Source organism: Streptomyces sp. NBC_01384 (assembly GCF_045040035.1).
GTDB lineage: Bacteria > Actinomycetota > Actinomycetes > Streptomycetales > Streptomycetaceae > Streptomyces.
Genome location: NZ_CP109559.1, coordinates 1,295,943 through 1,316,923 on the forward strand (window position 1 = coordinate 1,295,943; position 20,981 = coordinate 1,316,923).

Sequence of the window (20,981 nt, forward strand, 5' to 3'; positions counted from 1 at the left end):
GCGTGCGCCCGCGACGGGCGCACGCCGGGAAGCCTACCGCTCAGCCGCGCGCGGCCGCGTCCCACAGGTCGCAGCGATGTTCCTGGTGGACGGTCGCGCTCAAGCCGTTCCCGCCCCGGGACGCGGTCCGCAGCGAGAGCACCGGCCCGGAGCGGCCGGGCAGCGCGGGCTGCCCATCGGCACGCGGCACACCGCCCCGGACGAAAGACCCCCAATACTGGATCATCTGCCGCGACAGCACCCGCTGCTCCGCGTTCAGCGGGGTCACCAGGCCGAAGTGCTTGAAGAGGTACTGCACCTCGTTCACGTGGGTCGCGCCGAAGTCGAAGCTCGTGTGCAGATTGCGCAGCGAGGCGAACGGCGGGGAGGTGCGGTCGGCGAACTCGTACCCGTACACGGGCCCGCGTCCGGCGAGCACGGCATCGAGCCGCAGCGCCGGGCATGCCATCAGATAGTCGCCGAAGGCGGTGGCATACGCGAGGGTCGGCGACGGGTAGCCCGCGAGCGGGTAGCGCCTGAGCACCCGCTCACCCAGGTCGGCGCCCCAGCCCTCCTTCACGACCGTCGGATACCGCTCGGCGCTGAGCGGTGTGCCGGTGTTGTCGAACCGGCCGAAGGCGAACAGCCGCCCCTCGTCCTCGTTCGCCCCGTTCAGTACCGGGACCCGGGCGGCGGCCCCCTTCGCGTACGCCTCGAAGGGCTGCACCGGCAGGAAGGTGCCGCCGGCGACGGGTCCCCAGTCGAATCCGCCCTGTGCGGCGAGGATCTCCGCGGCGGACTTCCCGCGCAGACACGCCACCGACAGGTCGGCACAACCCACCTTCTTCGCGAAGGCCGCACCGGCGGCGACAGCGGCGTCATGAACGCGCGCCGCACAGTTTCCGTACGCGCCGCTCTCGACGATCCCCGCCCGGTACAAACCCGCCGAGGTCGGCGAGGCCATCTGCGTGCAGACCGAGCGCCCACCCGCCGACTCGCCCGCGATGGTGACGCGCCCCGGATCGCCGCCGAACCGGCCGATGTCGGCGCGCACCCAGCGCAGCGCGGCCTGCTGGTCGAGCATCCCGAAGTTGCCCGAGACCCCGTCGCGCGCCTCGCCGTCGAGTCCGGCCGTGGCGAGGAACCCCATCGCGCCGAGGCGGTAGTTGACGGTCACGACGACCGTGTCGGTCTGCCGGGCGAAGGTGTCGGGCACGATGTCCGCTCCCGCGCCCGCGGTGAACCCGCCGCCGTGCAGCCAGACCATGACCGGTCGGCTTCCGGCGCCGTGGGGGACGTACACATTGAGGTCGAGGCAGTCCTCGGTGTGGCTGGGCCGCTCGTAACCGGGGTCCCAACTCGACGTCTGTACACACCGGTTGCGGAAGTCCCGCGCGGCGCGTATGCCGTGCCAGGGCTCGACCGGCCGCGGGTCCTTCCAGCGGAGGGCGCCGACGGGCGGCCGCGCGTACGGGATGCCGAGGAACTGACGCCCCTCGGCGGTGACATCGCCCCGCACGAGGCCTGCGTCGGTACGGACGACGGCCGGGTCCTGCGCGGCCCGCGCCGGGGCCGGGGCGGCGAGCGCGAGGGCTGGGGCCGGGGACGGGCCGGTGAGCGCCGCGGCGACGAGCATCACCCCCGCCGCGAGCCCGCCAAGACCACGCAGGCCCCGCACACCCCGCATGCCCCGTATGCCCTGCATGGCCCGCATGGCCCGCACGCCCTGCATGCTCCATATATTCCGCATATCCCCTATACCCTGTACGCCCCGCGGACCGTGCAGGCCGTGCAGGCGGCCGGAGCCGTCCCTCTGCCCCCTGTTCACGCGCCCACGTCCACACTGCCGCGCAGTCGCAGGTCCCGCGAGGACGACCCCGCCCACACCGTGCGCCGCCCGGTGCCGAGGACCCAGTCGTGCCGCTGCGCGTCCCAGGACGACAGCGTGCGCCGGGCGAGGCGCAGCGTCACCCGCCGTCGTTCCCCCGCCCTGAGCGCGAGCCGCCGGTAGCCGGCCAGCACCCGTACGGCCTGGTCGAGCCGGAGATCCGGCGACGGGCCCAGGTAGACCTGCGCCACCTCGACGCCGTCGCGCCGCCCGGTGTTGCGCACGGTGAAGCTCACTTCTCGCCCTCGGACCCGCAGATCCTCGTACGCGAACGACGTGTACGAGAGTCCGTGCCCGAACGGGAACAGCGGGCGCACACCTTTCGCGTCGTACCACCGGTAGCCGACGTGAATCCCCTCCGAGTAGTCCTCGGTGCCGTCCACGCCCGGGTAGCGGTGCGGGTCCCCGGCGACCGGGTGGTGGGTGTCGTCGACCGCGAAGGACTGGGTGAGCCGGCCGCCGGGGTCGCAGTCTCCGAACAGGACCGCGGCGGTGGCGGCCGCGCCCTCCTGCCCCGGGTAATACATCTGCAGCACGGCGGCCGTGCGGTCCAGCCAGGGCATCGAGGTCGAGGAGGAGGTGTTGAGGACGACGGTCGTACGGGGGTTGGCCGCGGTGACGGCCTCGATCAGCCGCTCCTGGTTGCCGGGCAGCGCGAGGGTGCCGCGGTCCAGGCCCTCGGTCGCGTCCTCGTAGGCGAAGAGCACGACGCTCTGCGCGGCGCGCGCGGCGTTGACCGCCTCGGCGAGGTCCTGCGCACGGGTGGCTCCGGTGATGCGCCGCAGCCGGAACAGTTGGCCCGCGGCTCCGCCCTGGGCGGTGACGGAGACCTGATGCCTGCCCTTGGAGAGGTTCAGCGCCTTGCGGCGTACGGCGAGTCCGTCGGGCGCGGCGGAGACCAGACCGCCGCTGAAGTACTCGCCGTAGCCGGGCAGCAGCGGGAAGAGTTCGACGCCGTCGACGAGCACTGTGGGCCGGGCGCCGGAGTAGTGGATGACGAAGGTCCACTCGTCGGCGTCCGCGACCGAGAGCGTCCCCTCGTACGTCCAGGTCTTCCCGGCGGCGACGCGCTGGGCCTCGGTGTCGATCCCGGTGGTCAGCACCCCGCCCGGAATGGCCTTTCCGAAGAGATCCTCGCCGAGCGCGTACGACACCTGGGCGCCGCGTCCCGCGCGGGAGCGGATGGCGTCGAGTGGGCTGTCGGCGTGGTCCGGGACGACGTGCGCGCTGCCGCCGCCGCTGACGAAGGGGAGGGAGCCGGTGGGGCCGACGACGGCGATGCTGCGGGCGGCGGCACCGGTCAGGGGCAGCGCGTGCCGCTCGTTGCGCAGCAGGGTCGCGCCGGACCTGGCGATCTCCAGCGCGACGGCCGCGCCCGCCTTCGGGTCGCGGCCCGGGCGGGGCGGGAGGCTGCCGTCGAGGAGTCCGAAGCGGTCCATCACGGCAAGGACGCGGCGCACGGCCCGGTCGACGTACGACTCGGCGACACCACCGTTCTGCACGGCCGTCTTCAGGGCGGCGCCGAAGTACGTCCCGTCCGGCATCTCCATGTCGAGGCCCGCGGTGAGCGCGGTGACGGTGCTGTGGGCGGCGAACCAGTCCGTCATCACCCAGCCGTCGAAGCCCCACCGCCCACGCAGGATGTCGGAGAGGAGCGCCTTGTTCTCGCAGGCGAAGGTGCCGTTGACCTTGTTGTACGCGCCCATGACCGCACCGGTGCGGGCGGCGACGGCCGCTTCGAAGCCGCGCAGTTCGACTTCGTGCATGGTCTGCTCGTCGACCCGCACGTCGATGGACATGCGGTCCTGCTCCTGGTTGTTGAGCGCGAAGTGCTTGACGGTCGCGATGAGGCCCTCGCCCTGGATGCCGCGGATCTCGGCCGCGACCAGATCGCCGGCGAGCAGCGGGTCCTCGCTGAAGGTCTCGAAGTTGCGGCCCGCGTACGGGGTGCGGATGAGGTTGACCATCGGGGAGAGCAGTACGTCCTGGCCGAGGGCGCGGCCCTCGCGCCCGATGACCTGCCCGTAGCGGCGGGCCAGGTCCGGGTCGAAGGCCGAGGCGAGCAGAACGGGGGCGGGCAGAGCGGTGGCGTGCCGGGTGACGCGGACACCGGCCGGGCCGTCGGCGAGGCGGAGCGGGGGGATGCCGAGGCGGGGCACTCCGGGCACGTAACCGGCCTGGCCGAGCGAGGCGGGGTCGGTGGCGCCGTGCAGCAGGGAGATCTTCTCATCGAGGGTGAGTTTGGCGATCAAACCCTCTACGCGAGGGCCGGCGCCGGATCTGGTTTCCGCGTGGGCGAGCGGCGCGGAACCGGTGGTGGCCGCCGCGGCGACCGCGACGGCGCCGCCCAGCAGACGCAGGGTGGATCGCCGGGAAAAGGTGTGGGACATGAGCCGTCACTCCTTCGGTGCGCGGGCACTTCGTTGTGGACCGCAGGCACACGCGCCAACGACAGCCGCCGCGTTCAGTCCTTGAACGCACCCCACACAGGGCCGGACTTGACATGGCGTCAGGCAGCACGGGTACGGCGGGAAAACTATGACCGTTGGTGACTCGTGTCAACGAAATGAACAGGAACAGCCGACACCCCGACAACAACCGAAGGAACCCACGACCCAAGGAGCCCACAATCGAAGGAACCCATCGAAGGGCTTACAAGGGGGTCACCCTGATTTCTTCGGGGTGTATGGGGGCCACGTTTCCGTCGAGATTCGGCACCGGAGGATTTTCGGTGGGTTTGGAAGCCAGCTGGTGTGGTGGTGGGTGACATGCCGCTTTCGGAGTAATCGGGGATGGTGGGCCGTTTGGCCGTCACGCTGTGCTTGTTGATCACGGTCCAGGTCAGGGAGACCGCTGGTGCACAGGTCGCGTGAGGTGTTGTTCGAGAGGATCCGCCGGGCCCATCGTGAGCAGGGGCTGTCGGGGCGGGAACTGGCCGCGCGGTTCAGGGTGTCGCGGCGGACGGTGCGGCAGGCGATCACGTCGCCGTTGCCGCCGAAGCGGAAGTCGCCGCCGCCGCGTCCAAGTGTGCTGGAGCCGGTGAAGGGCTTCATCGACGCGATGCTGCGCGAGGACCTGGACGCGCCGCCGAAACAGAAGCACACGATCGTACGGATCATGGAGCGTCTGGCCGCGGAGCACGACTTCGAGCTGGCACGGCAGACCACGGTGTGGGAGTACGTCGCCAGGCGGCGCCCGGAGATCAAAGCGGAGGCTCTTGCGGGGCGGCGGCATCTGGAGGGTGTGGTCCCGCAGGCGAAGCGGCCTGGAGAGGAGGCGGAGGTCGACTTCGCCGACTTCTGGCTGGACCTGGCCGGGCAGCGCCGCAAGTGCGTGCTGTTCACCCTGCGCCTGTCCTACTCCGGCAAGGCCGTCCACCGCGTCTATGCCACTGCCTCCCAGGAGGCGTTCTTGGAAGGCCACGTGGAGGCGTTCACCGTGCTGGGCGGGGTCCCGTCGGTGCACATCCGCTATGACAACTTGAAGCCCGCGGTGAAGCAGGTACTGTTCGGGCGCTCACGGCTGGAGTCGTCCAGGTGGGCGTCGTTCAAATCGTGGTACCAGTTCTCGGCTTTTTACTGCGCGCCTGGCGAGGCCGGGGCCCACGAGAAGGGCGGAGTCGAGCATGAGGGCGGCCGGTTCCGCAGGAAGCACCTGGTGCCGCCGCCGCAGGTGGACTCGCTGGCGGAGCTGAACGAGCGCCTTGCCGCGATCGACGTCGCGGAGGACGCGCGACACATCCACGGCCGTCCGACCTCGATCGGGTTCGACTTCGAGGCCGAGCGCGACCGGCTTCGGCCGCTGCCCGCCGACGACTACGACTGCGGGATCGACCTGACGCCCACGGTCGCCCGCAACAGCCGGATCACGGTCCGCCAGTGCTACTACTCGGTGCCGGCGAAGTTCATCGGGCAGAAGGTGCGGGTCAAGCTGCGGGCGAACGAGTTGTGGGTGTTCGACGGCCGCCAGGTCGTCGCCCGCCACCCCCGCCTGACGCGCCGTTACACCTACCACGACTTCCTTGACCACTACCTGGAGATCCTGCTGGTCAAGCCAGGTGCGTTCGCCGGCGCCTGCGCACTGCCGCAGGACCGCGCGGAGGGCGGTTTCACGAAGGTCCGCGAGGCGTTCTGGGCCGCGGCCAAGCAGAAGGCCGGGGACCGGGAGGGCACCCGAATGCTGATCGAAGTCCTGCTCCTGCACCGTCAGATGCCAGCCGAGTCCCTGGTAAAGGCGATGGAGACCTGTCTTCGAATCGGCTCGGTGTCCACCGACCTCGTCGCGATCGAGGCCCGCAAGGCGATGGAGGGCACCGACGACGAGAACGCCGAACTTCTCACCGACGACACACCGGCCCACGACGCGGGCGGCGAGAGCGCGGGCCAGGAGGCGGCCGGGGCGAGGGTGATCTCGCTGCACGCGCGCCGCCTGCCGCCCGATCCACGCACGACGCTGCCCGACATGGGCAAGTACGACCGGCTCCTCAACCCGGTCACCACCCGCGAGACCAGCCAGAACCAGAAAGGCCAGGGGGCATGACCCGCGCCATCACCGTCACCGACCACGACGCGGACCAGGACCGCGACCGGGACCGGGTTCCGCAGAGCAGGGTGTCCCTGCCGGGCGACCCGGAGGACATGCTCATCGACGAGGCATGCCGAGACCTGAAACTGCCCGCGTTCCGCGAGCGGTTCATCGAACTGGCCAGCACCGCCCGCCGCGAGCAGGCCACCTACAAGCAGTTCCTCCTCGACCTTTTGCAGGTCGAGCTTGCCGACCGCGACGTGCGCCGCCAGCAGCGGCTCCTGCGGCTGGCTCGCTTCCCGCGCCCCAAGCGGCTGGAGGACTTCGACTTCGCCAAGAACCCGAATGTCACCCCGGAAGTCGTCGCCGACCTGAAGTCCCCCATGTGGGTCCGCGAGGGCCGCCCGCTGGTGCTGATCGGGGACTCCGGCACCGGTAAGTCCCATCTGCTGATCGGGATCGGCACCGCGATCGCGGAGGCCGGCCTGTCAGTCCGCTACACCACCACCTCGGCCCTGGTGAACGAGCTTGCCGAGGCCGACGCCAGTCGGCGGCTCTCCTCTGTGATCGCCCGCTACAGCAAGATTGACCTTCTGTGCCTGGACGAGTTCGGGTATCTGGCCCTGGACCGCAAAGGCGCCAAGCTACTGTTCCAGATCTTCACCGAACGCGAGGAGTGCAAGGCCACCGCGGTCGCCACGAACTCTCCGTTCACCGAGTGGGACAAGACCTTCGGGGACGCCCGCCTCTGCGCGGCCATCGCCGACCGGATTACCTTCCGCTGCACTCTCATCCAGACCGGCACCGAGTCCTACCGCTTCCAGACCACCCAAGAATCCCTCTTCCCAGCAACGAAGTGACGGCCCAGCAGCCCTGAAGCATGCCTCGTCGGCGAGCCGAGCATGGACCGTGGTCGCGGTGGCCGTCTTGATCATTGAACTACGGCTGACCGGTGACTGGCCGAGCCCGTACCCAGGTGCGGTCGTCAGTTAGGTATGCATCGACGGCCAGCCCTGCCTCGCTCAAAGCAAGCTCGAAGGCATTGGTGGTCAGAGGGTGTGACAGGAACGTCTGGGTCCACCGCGCGTCCGAGAAGACGTATTCGACGTGAACGGACCGCACACCTGGACCCACCGGATCGGAGGACACCACCCGGACGAGACCGCCAGCGATCTTCCGCTCTTGTGGCAGGTTCTCGTGCCGCCCCTCGCTCTCTCGCTGGATCAGCACGCAGCCGTCGTCAGCGACATGCCGTCGGCAGGTCCGCAGCAGCCCCTGACGCACTTGTGGATCGCCGGCGTGAACAAGGAACGACCCCAGCAACACCACATCAAAGCGCGCGTCGAGCTCCAACTCCTCGATCGGACTGCAGACGGTCCGGGCGCCGTGGACCCGCTCAAGCATCTGGGGAGATTCATCGACGGCAGTTACGGTGAAGCCCCGCTCAACCAGCGGATGCGTCATGCGGCCCACGCCAGATCCCAGCTCGAGGATATGGACCTTGGCAGGGACTGCCCGTTGGATAATATCGGGCTCATCGCCCACGGGGAGCCGCCCGTACAGCTCGACTGCACACCCGTCCGGCGTGATTGCTCCCGGCCCGGTTCCTTGGTAACCCTCGCGCACCCGTCCGCTCATACCCCCATCGGAACACAGCGGGGGGCTGCCATGAAAGACCACATCGTCCTGTCCCCTGCTGCGCCCCGCCAGTCCGGCTGTCCCGGCCGCTGCCGCTGTTGGCACCCACACCGACCTCTGGCCCAGCACTGACTGTCCCGGCCCCTCCTCGAAAATCTCCACGGCATCCGCCCCCAGGCATAACCAGGTGCGAGCCCCTCGCCGCATCTTGTCAGGGAGGCAGCCCAGGGCCCGCACCAACAAGCTATCGACACTCCCGCGGTGGCATCCCCCGGGACACTCCGCCCCGCCCGGCAGGTCACCCGATCAGTGGTTCCTGAACGCGCCGAAACGGTGCCCATTCCCACCGAAAATCACAGAGCACTGTCGAGTACGTCCCCGCCACGGACAGCCCAACCCTGGTACCCATCGTCACCGAAAAGGTGGTCTCCGTATGACCCGACTAAATCAGTCACCCTGACGCGGCCCCGGCCGTCACCACCAGTTCCACGTTGCGGTCCCCGGCGCGGCCCGCCCAGCTCTCCTGAACTCCGGCCGTCATACTCCCGGCCAGACCGGGAGCGTTGTACGCGAGTTCCCGGTACAGGGAGGCGAGGCCGACCGCCGACAAGTCGTCGAAGTGCGGCGCGGTGCGGTGCGGGGCGGCGGACTCGACGAGGGTGGTGAACAGGGACAGCGTCCCGTCCCCGTTGTCGGCCAGTTCGATCAGCCGGGCGTGGTGCGGATAGTCCACGTGGGAGGCGGTGTTGACCTCCCAGAAGGAGCGGGCGGGCGTGGCGTGCGGGTGCGGTGTGATCCGGTTGACGTGACTGTGGCCGTTGATCCAGGCCACCACGTTCGGGAACCGGCTGAGCAGGGCGATGACCTCCGCTCCGTCGTGACGCGGCTCGTCCGTGCGGGCGGCGTCGGGGCGCCGGGTCATGCTGGGGCTGTGGTGGTGACTGAAGACCAGGATGTGAGCGTCGTCGGCCCCGGGATTGCGGACGAGCCGGCCGTCCGCGTCGTAGGACCGGGAGCTGTGCGCGGCCAGGGTCCTTTCCAGCCACCGGAGTTGCTCGGTGCCGAGCGAGCCCTCGTAGTGGCCGCTGCGGTAGGTCGTGTCGATGCTGACACCGATCACGTTCTCCGCCACCCGGAAGGTGTAGTACATCCGCTCGCCGTCCAGATGGTCCTGCGTATAGCCGTGGCCGACCGGTCCGGCACCGGCAAGAGCGGGATCGAGATGCGCGGCCAGATAGTCGTGCGGGGTGCACAGCCGCCGCCGCTCGTCCGCCGTCACGGTCCGCGCCGAGGCCGCGTTCCTGCTCAGGATCGCCTTGAGCACCTCACTCTTGGGGTCGTCGCCCGACCTCAGCGCCTTGGCGTAGGCGGCCGCGTCCGCGGCGGGGACCGACAGCAGTTTGCGGGAACCGACGGCGAAGTCGTTCAGCGCGGGCGACAGACAGCCGCCGGGCAGATCGTCGTGGTTGCCGACCGTGGAGTACCAGGGGATGCGCAGCCCCGGGCTGGTCACCGGTCGTATCGCCGCGTCGAGGAAGCCGGGGATCAGAGGCAGCCCGCGCCGCTTGTCCAGGTCGCGCACGGCCGGGTCGCCCGGGTGCCAGTACAGGGGAAGCCCGGAGTTCTGGGCGCCCTCGTACGCCGTCGGGTCACCGGTGTTGGGCGTGATCCGCCCCCCGCTCATCACCGTCAGGAACCACTCCAGCTCGATCGCGGAGTTGTTGTCGACGTTGTCGCCCGTCGTCATCACGAACGCGGGGCGCAGCCCGGTGTACGGCCCCCCGCCGAGCGCGTTCACCTGCTCCACGAGCGCGACCGCCCCGGCCACCGTCAGCGCCTCCTGCGCCCGCCACGAGGCGGCACCGCGCGCCCTCAGGAACTCGGTGCGCAGCGGGTTCTGCACATCGGCGAGATGGAGGTCGGTGAACTGCACGAAGCACGCGAGCGCGGTACGCCGGTCCTGGCGCCCGGAACCGGGGGCGGCGAGCTCTCGCCGTACGACCAGTGGCCAGCCGGGCCCCGAGACCAGCCGCCGGTAGGTCTGGGCGTGCGCGCCGCCGCCGAGGCGGGCCGTCGTCTCCAGGGTGGTCGCGGCGTACGGCGCCGACCGCGGAGCCCGGCGGGCCGGCTGCCGGGCGACGCTCCGTACGGCGGCGGGCTCGACGGAGGGGGTCCGGCGCTGCCGCGGCAAGAACGCCCCCGTACCCACTCCGGCGACGGCGATGCCGGCACCGGAGGCGAGCAGAAACCGACGGCGACCGACGGCTGACACGGGCGCGGATACGGAGGTGGATACCTGATCGGACACGGACGGGGATACGGGTATGGATACGGGGTCGGATACGGGTTCGGATACGGGTTCGGTTCCGGCCATGGGGCGACCCTCCGGTGCCTCCGAGCGAATCACTGGGCGGATCCACTCATTCAGGCCACGGGGACTCAGGTGTGGCGTCGCCGTGAACGCCATCGGAACAGGCAGAACGCCGCTCAGCCCGTACGTCTCCGACGGCGCCGCCTGCACCGCGCCGCGCCGTCGGTCCGCCCAAGGCACGGAAGCAACCGATCGGCGCGATCGCCGACGCCGCCGGCCGCACCGCCACCGGCCACAGCCACTTCACAGCCGTGCCGCGAGCACGCCGCGAGCACTTCGCGAGCACTTCGCGGCAGGCCTCAAAGCCCCTTGACGCGCGGGATGTTACCGATAACATCGCTACCCTGGGAACGCTCCCAAACCGCCACGCCAAGCCCCTCTCACCACCCCTCCCAACCCCGGACCGGAGAAGACCCGATGCCGCATCTCCTGCGCGTCCCCGCGCCCCCCGCACCGCCCCTGACCGGCCACCTCCCCTTCACCGATGCCGCCACCGCGCACGATCCCATCGAGGTGACGAGCCGCTACCTCACACGCGGCGGCCGCCCCTGGTTCCCGGTCTCCGGCGAGTTCCACTACTCCCGCTACCCGGCCCGGGACTGGGAGGAGGAGCTGCTGAAGATGAAGGCGGGCGGGGTCACGGTCGTCGCCAGTTACGTCATCTGGATCCACCACGAGGAGGCCGAGGGCCGCGTCCGCTTCGACGGCGACCGCGATCTGCGGCGCTTCGCCGAGCTGTGCGCCCGGCACGGCCTGGACTTCATCCCCCGCATCGGCCCCTGGTGCCACGCGGAGGTCCGCAACGGAGGCCTGCCGGACTGGCTTCTGGCCCGCACGTGCACGCCCCGCACCGACGACCCCGCCTATCTGGAGCCCGTACGCGGCTGGTTCACGGCCATCGCCGGGCAACTGCGCGGACTCGACCGGGCCCACGGCGGTCCGATCGTCGCCATCCAGATCGAGAACGAGCTCTACGACCAGCCCGGCCACCTCCTCACCCTGAAGCGGATGGCCCAGGAGGTCGGGCTGAGCGCGCCGCTGTGGACGTCGACGGCCTGGGGCGGGGTCCAGTTGCCGCCCGACGAACTGCTGCCCCTGTACGGCGGTTACACCGAGGCGTTCTGGACCGAGGCGGACGGCGGCTGGCCGGAGACCTGCCGCAAGCACTTCTTCTTCACCCACCAGCGCGACGACGAGGGCATCGGCGCCGATCTGCGTCCGACGACCGTACGCGGCGGTGCCCCCGCCGCCACGGACCGCTTCCCCTGGGCCACCTGTGAGCTGGGCGGCGGCATGGCCGTCGCCTACCACCGCCGGCCGCGCGTCGAACCCGACGACGTGGGCGCCCTCGGCCTCACCAAGATCGGCTGTGGTTCGGTCTGGCAGGGCTACTACATGTTCCACGGCGGCACGAACCCGGCCGGTGAGCTCAGCACGCTCCAGGAGTCCCACGCCACCGACTACCCCAACGACCTGCCCGTCCTCACCTACGACTTCCAGGCTCCCCTCGGCGAGTACGGCCAGGTCCGGCCCTCGTACCACGCGCTGCGCCTCCAGCACCTCCTGCTGGCCGACTTCGGCGGCCTGATCGCCCCCATGGAGTCCGTCCTTCCCGAGCGGCAGCCGGCCTCCCAGTCCGACCGGGACACCCTCCGCTGGGCCGTGCGCGGCGACGGCACCTCCGGCTTCCTCTTCGTCAACAACCACCAGCCGCACGAACCACTGCCGGCCCACCCCGACACGACCTTCACCGTCGACTTCCCCGACACCCCCGCACTCACCTTCCCCAGCGCCCCGGTCACCGTCCCGACCGGCGCGTACTTCTGCTGGCCGCTGCGCCTCGACGTCGCCGACCTGCGGCTCGACTGGGCGACCGCCCAGCCGGTGTGCCGCATGGCGGACCACGGCCGCACGGTCCTGGTGCTGGCCGCCACCGACGGCATCCCCGTGGAACTCGCCCTGGACGCGGGCACGGTCGTTTCCGTCGACGCGCCCTCCGGAGAGGTCACCCAGTCCGACAACCGCATTCTGATCACGGGGCTGCGCCCCGGCACCGACGCCCTGGTCCAGGTGAAGACCCGCGACGGGAACGGCGTCGGCCTGCTCGTGCTCGACGCCGCCACCGCGCGCACCGCCTACCGGGGCACGGCCTGGGGCGCCGAGCGGCTGGTCCTCTGCCCGGACGGTGTCGTCTTCGACCGGGACGAACTCCGCGTGCGCAGTTCGGCGTCGCGGCCCTCCTTCGCCGTACTGCCCGCGCCCGAACGGCCGTTGACGGTGGCCGGCGCGCCCCTCTCCACGTCGGCCGACGGCGTGTTCACCCGCTGCACGACCGAGGAGTGGGCCGACGGGGACGCCGCGCCCGCCGCCACCCTTGTGCGCCCCGCGGGCCCGCCACCCGCGACCGCGACCGGTCCCCTGGGCCGGGCGAGCACCCCGGCGGACGAGCACTTCGCCGCCGCCGCGGCCGAGTACCACGTGGAAATCCCGGACAACCTCCTGCGCCGACCGTCCGGCACGCTCCTGCGCATCCACTGGACCGGCGACGTGGGGCGCGCGTACGTCGCGGACACCCTCGTCGCCGACCAGTTCTTCTCGGGGCGCGTCTGGGACATCGGCCTCGACCGGCTCCCCTCGGAAGCCCTGCGCGGCCATGGCCTGACGCTGCGGCTGCTGCCCCCGGCCGCCGGCGCTCCGGTCCACGTGCCCGAGCAGGCGGGGGACGTCACGGGACGGGCGGCGGTGTGGCGCGTCGAGTGGGTGACCACCCGCGCCTGGGCGGTCCGGGCGGACTGAGGAGGGGGAGGTGTACGCGGCAGGCCTATCCTGTGGGCCTGCCGGGCGGATCAGGACCGACCGCCGCCACGACGTCGGAGGATGCGCCCCCATGACCCGAGGTGCCACGGACGGCGCCGTCCCCAAAGGAACCAAGGGACCCGACCGCCCTGAGGGACCCAAGGGGCCCGACGGACCCGAGGCACCCGACGGACCCGACGCGCCCAAGGGACGCAGCCGGCGCAGCTTCGCGGGGGCGCGTCCGGTGATGGACGACGTGGCCCGCTTGGCCGGTGTCTCGAAACAGACGGTCTCCCGGGTGCTCAACGACAGTCCCGCGGTGCGCTCCGACACCCGGGAGGCGGTACTGACGGCCATGCGCACGCTCGGCTACCGCCCCAGCCGCAGCGCGCGTTCCCTCGCCAGCGGCAGGACGCGGATGCTCGGGGTGATCTCCTTCGACGCGGCGCGCTACGGCCCCGCCTCCATCCTCACCGCGATCAACACCGTGGCCCAGGAGGCCGGTTACCTGGTCAGCTCCATCGCGCTCGACACGGCCGACCGGGACACCCTGGTGCGCGCCGTGCACACGCTGTCGGCCGAGGGGGCGGACGGCCTTCTTGCCATCGCACCGCAGCGCTGGGTGGGAAAGGCCCTGGCGGAGGCGGCGCTCGACGTCCCCTTGATGGTCCTGGAGAACGACCTCGGGGACGACGCCTCCTACGTCACCGCGGACTCCCGCGACGGAGCGCGCCAGGCCACCGAACACCTGCTGTCGCTCGGCCACGCCACGGTTCACCACATCGCGGGCCCCACCGGCTGGCTGTCCGCCGAGCGCCGTCTGGAAGCGTGGCGTGACACCCTTCGGGCAGCGGGGGCCGAGATCCCCGAGCCGCTCATCGGCGACTGGAGCGCGGACTCCGGGTACGAACTGGGCCGCCGACTGGCCGGGCGCCCCGATGTCACGGCGGTGTTCGCCTCCAACGACCAGATGGCGCTCGGCGTGCTGCGCGCCCTGCACGAGGCCGGGCGGCACGTTCCGGACGACGTCAGCGTCGTCGGCTACGACGACATCCCCGAGGCCGCCCACATGCTGCCCCCGCTGACGACCGTGCGTACCGACTTCGCCGCGACGGGCCGACGCTCTCTGCAGCTCCTGCTGTCCCGCATCGACGGATCGGCCGAGCCGCGGACCGATCACATCGAGCCGGTCCGGCTCGTCGTCCGCCGCAGCACGGGCCCGCCACCCCGACAAGGTTGACGCGGCGGGCCCCGCCCGGCACTCGCCGGACGCTGTCGGCGCATCCCGGTCGGCGTGGTGGGCGGTCTGGCCGGTGCCCCAGGGTCACGGTGTGTGGCCCGGAGAATGTGACACTTGCGCGGCGAGTGTCACATTCCCGCGGCCGACCACCCGATCCATGGTCCGTTCGCGGCTGGTGCACCCCAGTTGCACCGCCGAGGCCCGGGCCCGGGTGTGGCGTGAAGTCCTGCGCCGCCGCCGGGAGCAGGGTGAGCCGTGGGGCACCGTTGCCGTCGGCTCCACGGTGCCGGGGTTGCGGCGCGCGCTCGCCCGGCTGCCCCGGCTGGCCGAGGTCGAGGCCTGTGAGCTGTAGCAGGAGGTGCTGACGGCGGTGACCGTCGAGCTCGCGGCCATGCCGGTGGGCGAGCCGCAGGCCGGGCTGTGGCTGGTGCGGGCCGGGGACCGGGCGGCGCACCGCCTCATCTACGCCGCGCAGCGGGCGCGGCGTACGGCGACGGTGCCGCTGGACGACATCTATGTCGCTCTGTGCCCACTTGACGCTGCGCACGTGGCGCATTTCGGGGTCGGCTTCAGGACGGTAGCGGTAGGGGCCGTCGAGATGGCCAACGGCAATCCGGCGTCCGCCGGTGGGCGTGACGATCACATCACCTGCAGCCATCTCGTGGGTGAAACACCACAGCTGGCCAGTCCAGTTGCCGACACCCCCGCGTGGCCACGAGTAACGGATAGGCCCGGACCGTCGGCACTCAACCCCAGGGCCCCAAACGGACGTTCGGTCATGATCAGGGACCGGCGAATCGCATCTTGTCACGTACCCGACACCCCACCGCGGAGCCGGCCGGCCCGTTCACGGACGGCCGGCTCCGCGTCCGGTCACTCCTTGGCGGCGGCGAGGGCTGCCAGCTCGCGGTCGACCGCGAGCTGGTGCGCCTCGGCGTCCTCACGCGCCTTCTTCGGGCTCCAGCGACCCGCCATCACGAAGACGAAGGGCAGGAAGAGCGCCTGGCCGCCGACGCAGATCCACCACCAGTTGCGCCACTCGCCGGGCCCGTCCTTCGAAGCCTTCTGGACCTTGGCGCCGTACTCCTGCAGCAGCTTCAGCTGCGGCGCCGCCTTCTGCACGACGCCGAGGTTCTCCGCGCCGACCTCCTGGACGGCGCGGGCGCCCAGCGCGGGCGGCACGGTGGCCGGGGTGTACTTGTTCAGCTCGGCGAAGAGCTGCGGGTGCGCGTTGACGATGGCCAGCGCGGGCGCCGCCTGCACCGAGGCGACCTTGACCTCGGCGCCGTGCTCCACGAGCGGGGTCACGGAGGTGACCAGCACCGGGATGAAAGCCGCGGAGACGGCGACCACGATGCGCACCGTCCAGCCCCACACTGCCAGGCCCGCCGCGGTCGCCGCCGGGTTGTGCTTCTCCACCGTCTCGGTGAAGCTCGCCATCCAGGGCGCGTAGGCGATGCCGCTGAAGACGCCGATGCCGATGAACAGCCAGGCGAAGGTGTAGTAGTCGGTCGTCAGGTGGGTGGCGCGGGTGGCGAAGATCGCGGTCACCACGACGGATCCGACCGCGCCGACGATCATGAAGGGCTTGCGCACCTTCAGCCGGTCCGAGAGCAGGCCGACCAGGACCAGGGCGATGGCGTTCGCCCCCCAGTACCAGTTGGCCAGCGCGTTGGTGCGCTGCTCGCTGTAGCCGAAGGTGGTCGCGAAGTAGACGACGAAGTTGCCGACCGCCGCGTAGTACAGCAGCAGGAACACGGCGATGGCGAAGGCCGAGCCCAGCACGTCCAGGCGCATCATCTGCCGCCACTCGCCGCGGCGTACCGCCTCGGTGTCCAGCCCCTTGGCGCGCGCCTCGACCAGTGCCCGGTCCCGCAGCGACACCATGGTCTGGTCGCGCAGCGCCGGGGACAGCTCGCGCAGCGCGAAGATCGCGACGACGAAGACGACGAACCCGGCGATCGCCGAATAGCGCAGCTCGTCCTGCCAGGTGGCGCTGTCGAGGGTGTTGCTGGTGACGGTGGTGACCACCAGGGAGCCGATGACCGGGCCCATCGTCCAGTACCCCATCGCGGTGGCCCGGCCGAGCTGTGGGGAGAAGTCCCTGATCAGCGCGGGGGTGGCGACCAGCACGATGCCCTCGATGAAGCTGACGAGCGCGAAGAGCACCAGGTAGGTGGTCTTGTTCGCCGCGTTCGGCAGCCCGAAGAAGACCAGCAGCGCGGCGATCAGCAGCCCGTAGACCACCAGATTCGCCCGGCCCCAGCGGTCCGCCAGACCGGCCACGAGCGAGGCGAAGGCCCCGATCGCGTTGCCGATCACCGAGACCCAGACGAAGTAGCGGTACGTCATGTCGAAGTGCGTGATGATCGACGTCGCCACCGCGTACTGGATGTACAGCATGTAGTACAGGACGACGGTGGTGATGACCACGATCGCGAGATACGCCATACGACGACCGGTGGGCGGGTAGTCCGCCAGGTCGCGGCGGTACAGCCAGGCCAGCGGGCCGCGGGCGTCCGCGGCGGGCACATCGGGCGCGGGTCTGTCGGCGTCGAACGTCGTCGGGTTGGCGGACATACGGCTCCTCCTGGGAATACCTGGAAACCGGGTGTTTGCGTCGGTGCGACGGGGGCGCGGTGCGGCCCGGCTCCGAGAGCGTGGCCAGAGGCTAGTACCGACTAGTCGGTACGCCTAGAGGTCTGCACGAGGTCATTCACCCGGTTCATCACCGGCCGCCGACGGTGCGAGTGCCGAATAGTCATCCGTCCTGGTCAGGCCACTGATCAGCGATGAACCGAATCCAGCCGGCGGGCAGGCGCCGCCGCTGCGGCACGAGAACGCCATCCCGCGGCGGCAGTCGAAGAGCCCGGTGCGCCATGAGCCAGCCGACCGCCTCTGGCCGGCGGCCCAGTCGTCACTGATACCGCACCGCCGCTGGACCGATGCCCTCCCCGCCACGCCGGGAACGCCACTGGTCCGGCACCGCAAGATGACCGCCAAGAAGTGGGACTACTCCACCCGCCGCAACCGCACCAGGCGCCCGCCGACCGCAGCCGCGCCCAGGAAGCCGGTGCTGCGCCCGGCGAAGGAGAATCCTCCGCGGAGCCATCGACGGATCCAAGGAGAACCGGCGCGCCCGGGGCACCCGATCACCCCGTCCACGCTCTGGGAGATCCTGCACGCCGCCGGCACCGCCCCGGCCCGCGCACGTCCGGCCCCGCCTGGCGACAGTTCCATCGGCTCGGCAGGCACGCTCGCGATGATCCCGCCCGGCGCACCGCACACCTTCGCCAACCTGACGACTCACGTCAGCGACCATGCACACCGGTCACCACCAGTCATTGCGCACACCGATGACCACGCGCGCCCATCAGGAGAAACTCATGACCAGGACCGTCCACACCCTCGCCCTCGACTCCGGCGACCTCGACATCACCTTCGGCGACCGGGGCCAGGGCCACCCCTTCCTGCTGCTGCACGGTGGCGGCGGCCAGACCGTCTCGCCGTTCGCCCAGCTCCTCGCCCAGCAGCGGCAGGCCAGGGTCCTCACCCCCTTCCACCCCGACTTCGGCGGCACCGCCCGGCCCGACTGGCTGACCGACGTCCCCGGCCTCGCTCAGGTCTACGGACGGCTGCTCGACGACCTCGACCTGACGGATGTCACCGTCGTCGGCAACTCCATCGGCGGCTGGACAGCCGCCGAACTGGTCCTCCTCGGCAGCGACCGGATCAGCAGCGTCGTGATCGTCAACGCCACCGGCATCCACGTCCCCGGCCACCCCGTCGCCGACCCGTTCTCCCTGACGGCCGCCGAACTGTCCGCCCTCTCCTTCCACGACCCCGAGAAGTTCCGCATCGACCCGAGCACCTTCTCCGAGGCCCAGCGCGCGATCGCGATCGCCAACCGGGCTGCACTGCAGGTCTACTCCAGCCCGCACGCCATGGCCGACCCCACCCTGCGCGAGCGGCTGGCCAAGGTCACGCACCCGACCCTCGTCGCGTGGGGCGAGAGCGACCAGGTCGTCGACGCCGACTACGGACGCGCCTACGCCGCGGCCATCCCGGACGCCCGGTTCGAGCTGCTCCCCCGCACCGGCCACATGCCCCAGATCGAGACCCCCGAGCAGTTCCTCCCGCTGATCTGGGACTTCGCCGAAGCCCATGCCGCCCGCTGACCCAGCGGCTGAATCGACCGGACGGAGGGCTCCGCGTGCCCGAACCCGGCCGCAGCAGACGGCCGTTGGTGCTGGCCTGCACGCCAGGACGTCAGCAGTGCTGATGCCGCTCCTCCGGCAACCGTGGTCGGGCTGCGGGGTCTGGTGAGATCTTGCAGAGGCGGTGTCGCGCCGCGCCCGCCGTGGGCGTCTGCACGCGGCGGGCGCGGCGCTGGTGAAGGGGCTCGGGTCAGCTCAGGCCGACGGCGTCCAGTGCGGTGGTCCAGTCGGTGGCGATCGCTTTCTGTGCCGGGACGAGCTTTATCGTTCCCGCGCAGACCGCCTCGTAGAGCTTGTACTCGACGGTGTCCTTGTCGGCGGCACTGTATCCGCCGACGGCGTAGCGGGGTTCGGGCCACAGGTTCTGTTCACTCTTCGGGGCTCCGCCCAGAGACAGCGGTATGAGGTGGTCTTCCTCGTAGTCGGCGGTGGCGGTGTCGCTGTAGCCGTATTCGGCGATCTGCTTGACCTTCAGGGCGTTGGTGTAGCTGGTGGAGGGGCGGATGGAGGAGCTGTAGCCGGAGACGCAGATCGTGGAGTTGATCGTCGACTGGGTGACGGCCGAGTTGAGCGCGCCGGGCTGGCAGGCGGTGTCCTGCAGCGGCAGGTAGGACTGCGAGCAGCTGGCGGCGTGGGCGGTGTCGGTTCCGACGATCAGCCCGGCGGCGGCGAGGGCCAACGAGGAGGCAGCGACGGCGAGTTGACGACGCAGACGTGGCATGGGGGCTCCCGGCGTGGGGGGGGTCACCCCGACGGATAACGGGGTGTCGAGAACATGACAGCACCGGACCATCTATGCGGGTAGAGCCCGGGAATGAACAGCCCCTTGCCGGCAGGCAACCTTGACCGGCCGTTGGCGCCCGCTTGGCTAATCCGCCTCGCAGCGGCGGGAGATGACACCGTTGCGTGGTGGAGCTGCTCTCGGACTGCCCCGCTTCCGCGTGCCGGGCCCCGCAAGCCGCCACCGCCGCGCTCCCGCGGTCTGCCGCTGCCCCAGCACTCATTACTTTAGATATTGCGCAACTAGGGAACTATGGAGACTGTGACCGCGTTGTCTGTGATGAACGCGGGAAGCCGGAACAGGTGCGGAGGAAGTTCATGGGTGTGCCCCTGACCAAGGGCGGCAACATGTCACTGAACAGGCAGGCGCCGGGCCTGACCGCTGTAACGGCCGGGCTGGGCTGGCAGGCGGGATCCCCTTCGGGGGGCGACTGCGACCTGGACGCCGGCGCGCCATAACAAGTATTTCTTGCCCCCAACCGGCTCCTGCGGGGTGAGACAGGTCCGTACGGCCCGCCACCTCTCCGGAGGAGACAGGGCGCGAGCACGCTCAGCGTCTGGTGGTACGACAGGAGGAGCACGCCGCAAGGTCATCGACGACCTGCCACACGGCCGCACTGACCTGGGGAGACAGGCCGGAGGTGTTCGGGATGCCGGTACCCAGCACCCGTCGAACACGTCGAGGGACCGCACCGCGGAGTGGACGAAGCTGTGACTCAAAGAGCCGGAGGAGCACGACATCCCGGCGGCAGCCGACCGCCTCGGCCTACCGCTGGAGCCCGGCGAGACGGAGTGCATCGTCTACGCCCCGGCATGACCGGCCGAGCCAGGACCGGGCCACTCCGGCCCGACTCGCCACACTCCGCTCATCTCGACATGATCACTCTCAACCATTTCACGATTACGCAATTGTGCAAGCGTATGCCGGTCGGCCGAGCGCCCGGGTCCCGTGCGGACCGGACCGCACCGATCGGCCAGGATGGAGGACCCCCGTGCCGCAGGAGCAATTTCCGTCAACGGGCAGCGCGAACCTGCGGATAGGCGCCGCGGTGGCCCGGATAGAGGGCCTCTACGCGGTCCTGCGCATCACCGGGCCGGGGGCCCGCCGGAATCGACTCATGGCCGAACTCGAGGATGCCGCCCGGCGACTGGCCGCCGTAACCGGCGGGGCGGCCGAGGGCCACGGCGCAGCCGTGCCGCACTCGCGGCGCGGGCGTCGTCGCGCCCTGGCGGCCCGAGGAGCCGCCTGGATCATCGCACGCGCCGGACGCCAAGCCTCACCGGGCGATCCGGCCGCGCGCGGGCACGGAGGGCCCGACCACGGACCACCTCCCCGGTAGCCGCGCCCTGCCCGGTAGGGCGGGTCGCCCTGCGGCCACGGCGGCGGTGGCCGGTGCCGGGAGGCCGGCCCCGGCCGCCCCGGCGGCACCACCTCGATCAACGTCACCTACTACACCGTCAGCGGCCCCTTCGGCGACCTGGTGCCCGTCGACCGCTTCACTCTCACCCGCCCCCGCGGCGACCACTGACACCCGGTCCGGCCCGGTA

The 20,981-nt window shown here is 70.9% G+C and carries 13 protein-coding genes and 1 pseudogene; 8 read left to right on the forward strand and 6 right to left on the reverse strand.

Going from position 1 to position 20,981, the window contains the following annotated elements:
• Positions 1 to 40: 40 nt before the first annotated feature.
• On the reverse strand, positions 41 to 1,711 hold the full coding sequence (locus tag OG747_RS05680) for a carboxylesterase/lipase family protein (protein WP_405878193.1): 1,671 nt from the start codon (positions 1,709 to 1,711) through the stop codon (positions 41 to 43).
• 92 nt (positions 1,712 to 1,803) lie between these two features.
• Entirely contained in the window at positions 1,804 to 4,257 is a 2,454-nt protein-coding gene (locus tag OG747_RS05685) for a beta-glucosidase (RefSeq protein ID WP_405878194.1), read from the reverse strand.
• 466 nt (positions 4,258 to 4,723) lie between these two features.
• Here OG747_RS05685 and istA point away from each other — a divergent pair, with 466 nt between their 5' ends.
• Both istA and istB read left to right on the forward strand, forming a co-directional pair.
• Positions 4,724 to 6,406: an IS21 family transposase gene (istA, locus tag OG747_RS05690; protein WP_405878195.1), complete on the forward strand. Its 1,683-nt coding sequence runs from the start codon at positions 4,724 to 4,726 to the stop codon at positions 6,404 to 6,406.
• Positions 6,403 to 7,251, forward strand: coding sequence for an IS21-like element helper ATPase IstB (istB, locus tag OG747_RS05695; protein WP_405878196.1), 849 nt, complete (start codon positions 6,403 to 6,405; stop codon positions 7,249 to 7,251). The genes istA and istB overlap by 4 nt, the downstream gene beginning before the upstream one ends.
• A 79-nt stretch (positions 7,252 to 7,330) precedes the next feature.
• On the opposite strand, the gene OG747_RS05700 is transcribed toward istB, so the two are convergent.
• Complete coding sequence (locus OG747_RS05700) at positions 7,331 to 8,029, reverse strand: class I SAM-dependent methyltransferase (protein ID WP_405878197.1); 699 nt, start codon at positions 8,027 to 8,029, stop codon at positions 7,331 to 7,333.
• A 451-nt stretch (positions 8,030 to 8,480) separates the two neighbouring features.
• Positions 8,481 to 10,403: a TIGR03767 family metallophosphoesterase gene (locus OG747_RS05705; RefSeq protein WP_405878198.1), complete on the reverse strand. Its 1,923-nt coding sequence runs from the start codon at positions 10,401 to 10,403 to the stop codon at positions 8,481 to 8,483.
• 414 nt (positions 10,404 to 10,817) lie between these two features.
• Between OG747_RS05705 and OG747_RS05710 the strand changes: the two genes are divergently transcribed.
• The 3 genes from OG747_RS05710 to OG747_RS05720 all read left to right on the forward strand — a co-directional run bounded on the left by OG747_RS05710 (position 10,818) and on the right by OG747_RS05720 (position 14,788).
• Positions 10,818 to 13,196 carry a beta-galactosidase gene (locus tag OG747_RS05710; protein ID WP_405878199.1) on the forward strand — a complete coding sequence of 793 codons (2,379 nt, stop codon included), beginning with the start codon at positions 10,818 to 10,820 and terminating at the stop codon, positions 13,194 to 13,196.
• A 247-nt stretch (positions 13,197 to 13,443) separates the two neighbouring features.
• Positions 13,444 to 14,436 carry a LacI family DNA-binding transcriptional regulator gene (locus OG747_RS05715; protein WP_405885454.1) on the forward strand — a complete coding sequence of 331 codons (993 nt, stop codon included), beginning with the start codon at positions 13,444 to 13,446 and terminating at the stop codon, positions 14,434 to 14,436.
• Positions 14,437 to 14,593: 157 nt separating this feature from the next.
• Entirely contained in the window at positions 14,594 to 14,788 is a 195-nt protein-coding gene (locus OG747_RS05720) for a hypothetical protein (protein WP_405878200.1), read from the forward strand.
• 521 nt (positions 14,789 to 15,309) lie between these two features.
• On the opposite strand, the gene OG747_RS05725 is transcribed toward OG747_RS05720, so the two are convergent.
• Complete coding sequence (locus OG747_RS05725) at positions 15,310 to 17,016, reverse strand: nitrate/nitrite transporter (protein WP_405878201.1); 1,707 nt, start codon at positions 17,014 to 17,016, stop codon at positions 15,310 to 15,312.
• 806 nt (positions 17,017 to 17,822) lie between these two features.
• Here OG747_RS05725 and OG747_RS05730 point away from each other — a divergent pair.
• The gene (locus OG747_RS05730; protein WP_405878202.1) at positions 17,823 to 18,614 is read left to right on the forward strand and encodes an alpha/beta fold hydrolase; all 792 of its coding nucleotides are present in this window, start codon (positions 17,823 to 17,825) and stop codon (positions 18,612 to 18,614) included.
• Positions 18,615 to 18,843: 229 nt separating this feature from the next.
• Here OG747_RS05730 and OG747_RS05735 read toward each other — a convergent pair whose 3' ends face one another.
• On the reverse strand, positions 18,844 to 19,374 hold the full coding sequence (locus OG747_RS05735) for a hypothetical protein (protein WP_405878203.1): 531 nt from the start codon (positions 19,372 to 19,374) through the stop codon (positions 18,844 to 18,846).
• A gap of 377 nt (positions 19,375 to 19,751) precedes the next feature.
• Here OG747_RS05735 and OG747_RS05740 point away from each other — a divergent pair.
• Positions 19,752 to 19,886 (forward strand): annotated as a pseudogene (locus OG747_RS05740) (TerD family protein); the annotation flags it as partial.
• 539 nt (positions 19,887 to 20,425) lie between these two features.
• Positions 20,426 to 20,773 carry a hypothetical protein gene (locus tag OG747_RS05745; protein ID WP_405878204.1) on the forward strand — a complete coding sequence of 116 codons (348 nt, stop codon included), beginning with the start codon at positions 20,426 to 20,428 and terminating at the stop codon, positions 20,771 to 20,773.
• Positions 20,774 to 20,981: the final 208 nt, after the last annotated feature.

Coding starts and splice junctions, on each gene's coding strand:
- OG747_RS05710 (WP_405878199.1), top strand. CDS start 10,818: ATGCCGCATCTCCTGCGCGTCCCCGCGCCCCCCGCACCGCCCCTGACC.
- OG747_RS05730 (WP_405878202.1), top strand. CDS start 17,823: ATGACCAGGACCGTCCACACCCTCGCCCTCGACTCCGGCGACCTCGAC.
- OG747_RS05680 (WP_405878193.1), bottom strand. CDS start 1,711: ATGCAGGGCGTGCGGGCCATGCGGGCCATGCAGGGCATACGGGGCATG.
- OG747_RS05715 (WP_405885454.1), top strand. CDS start 13,444: ATGGACGACGTGGCCCGCTTGGCCGGTGTCTCGAAACAGACGGTCTCC.
- OG747_RS05725 (WP_405878201.1), bottom strand. CDS start 17,016: ATGTCCGCCAACCCGACGACGTTCGACGCCGACAGACCCGCGCCCGAT.
- OG747_RS05685 (WP_405878194.1), bottom strand. CDS start 4,257: ATGTCCCACACCTTTTCCCGGCGATCCACCCTGCGTCTGCTGGGCGGC.
- OG747_RS05720 (WP_405878200.1), top strand. CDS start 14,594: ATGGTCCGTTCGCGGCTGGTGCACCCCAGTTGCACCGCCGAGGCCCGG.
- OG747_RS05735 (WP_405878203.1), bottom strand. CDS start 19,374: ATGCCACGTCTGCGTCGTCAACTCGCCGTCGCTGCCTCCTCGTTGGCC.
- OG747_RS05705 (WP_405878198.1), bottom strand. CDS start 10,403: ATGGCCGGAACCGAACCCGTATCCGAACCCGTATCCGACCCCGTATCC.
- OG747_RS05700 (WP_405878197.1), bottom strand. CDS start 8,029: ATGAGCGGACGGGTGCGCGAGGGTTACCAAGGAACCGGGCCGGGAGCA.
- istB (WP_405878196.1), top strand. CDS start 6,403: ATGACCCGCGCCATCACCGTCACCGACCACGACGCGGACCAGGACCGC.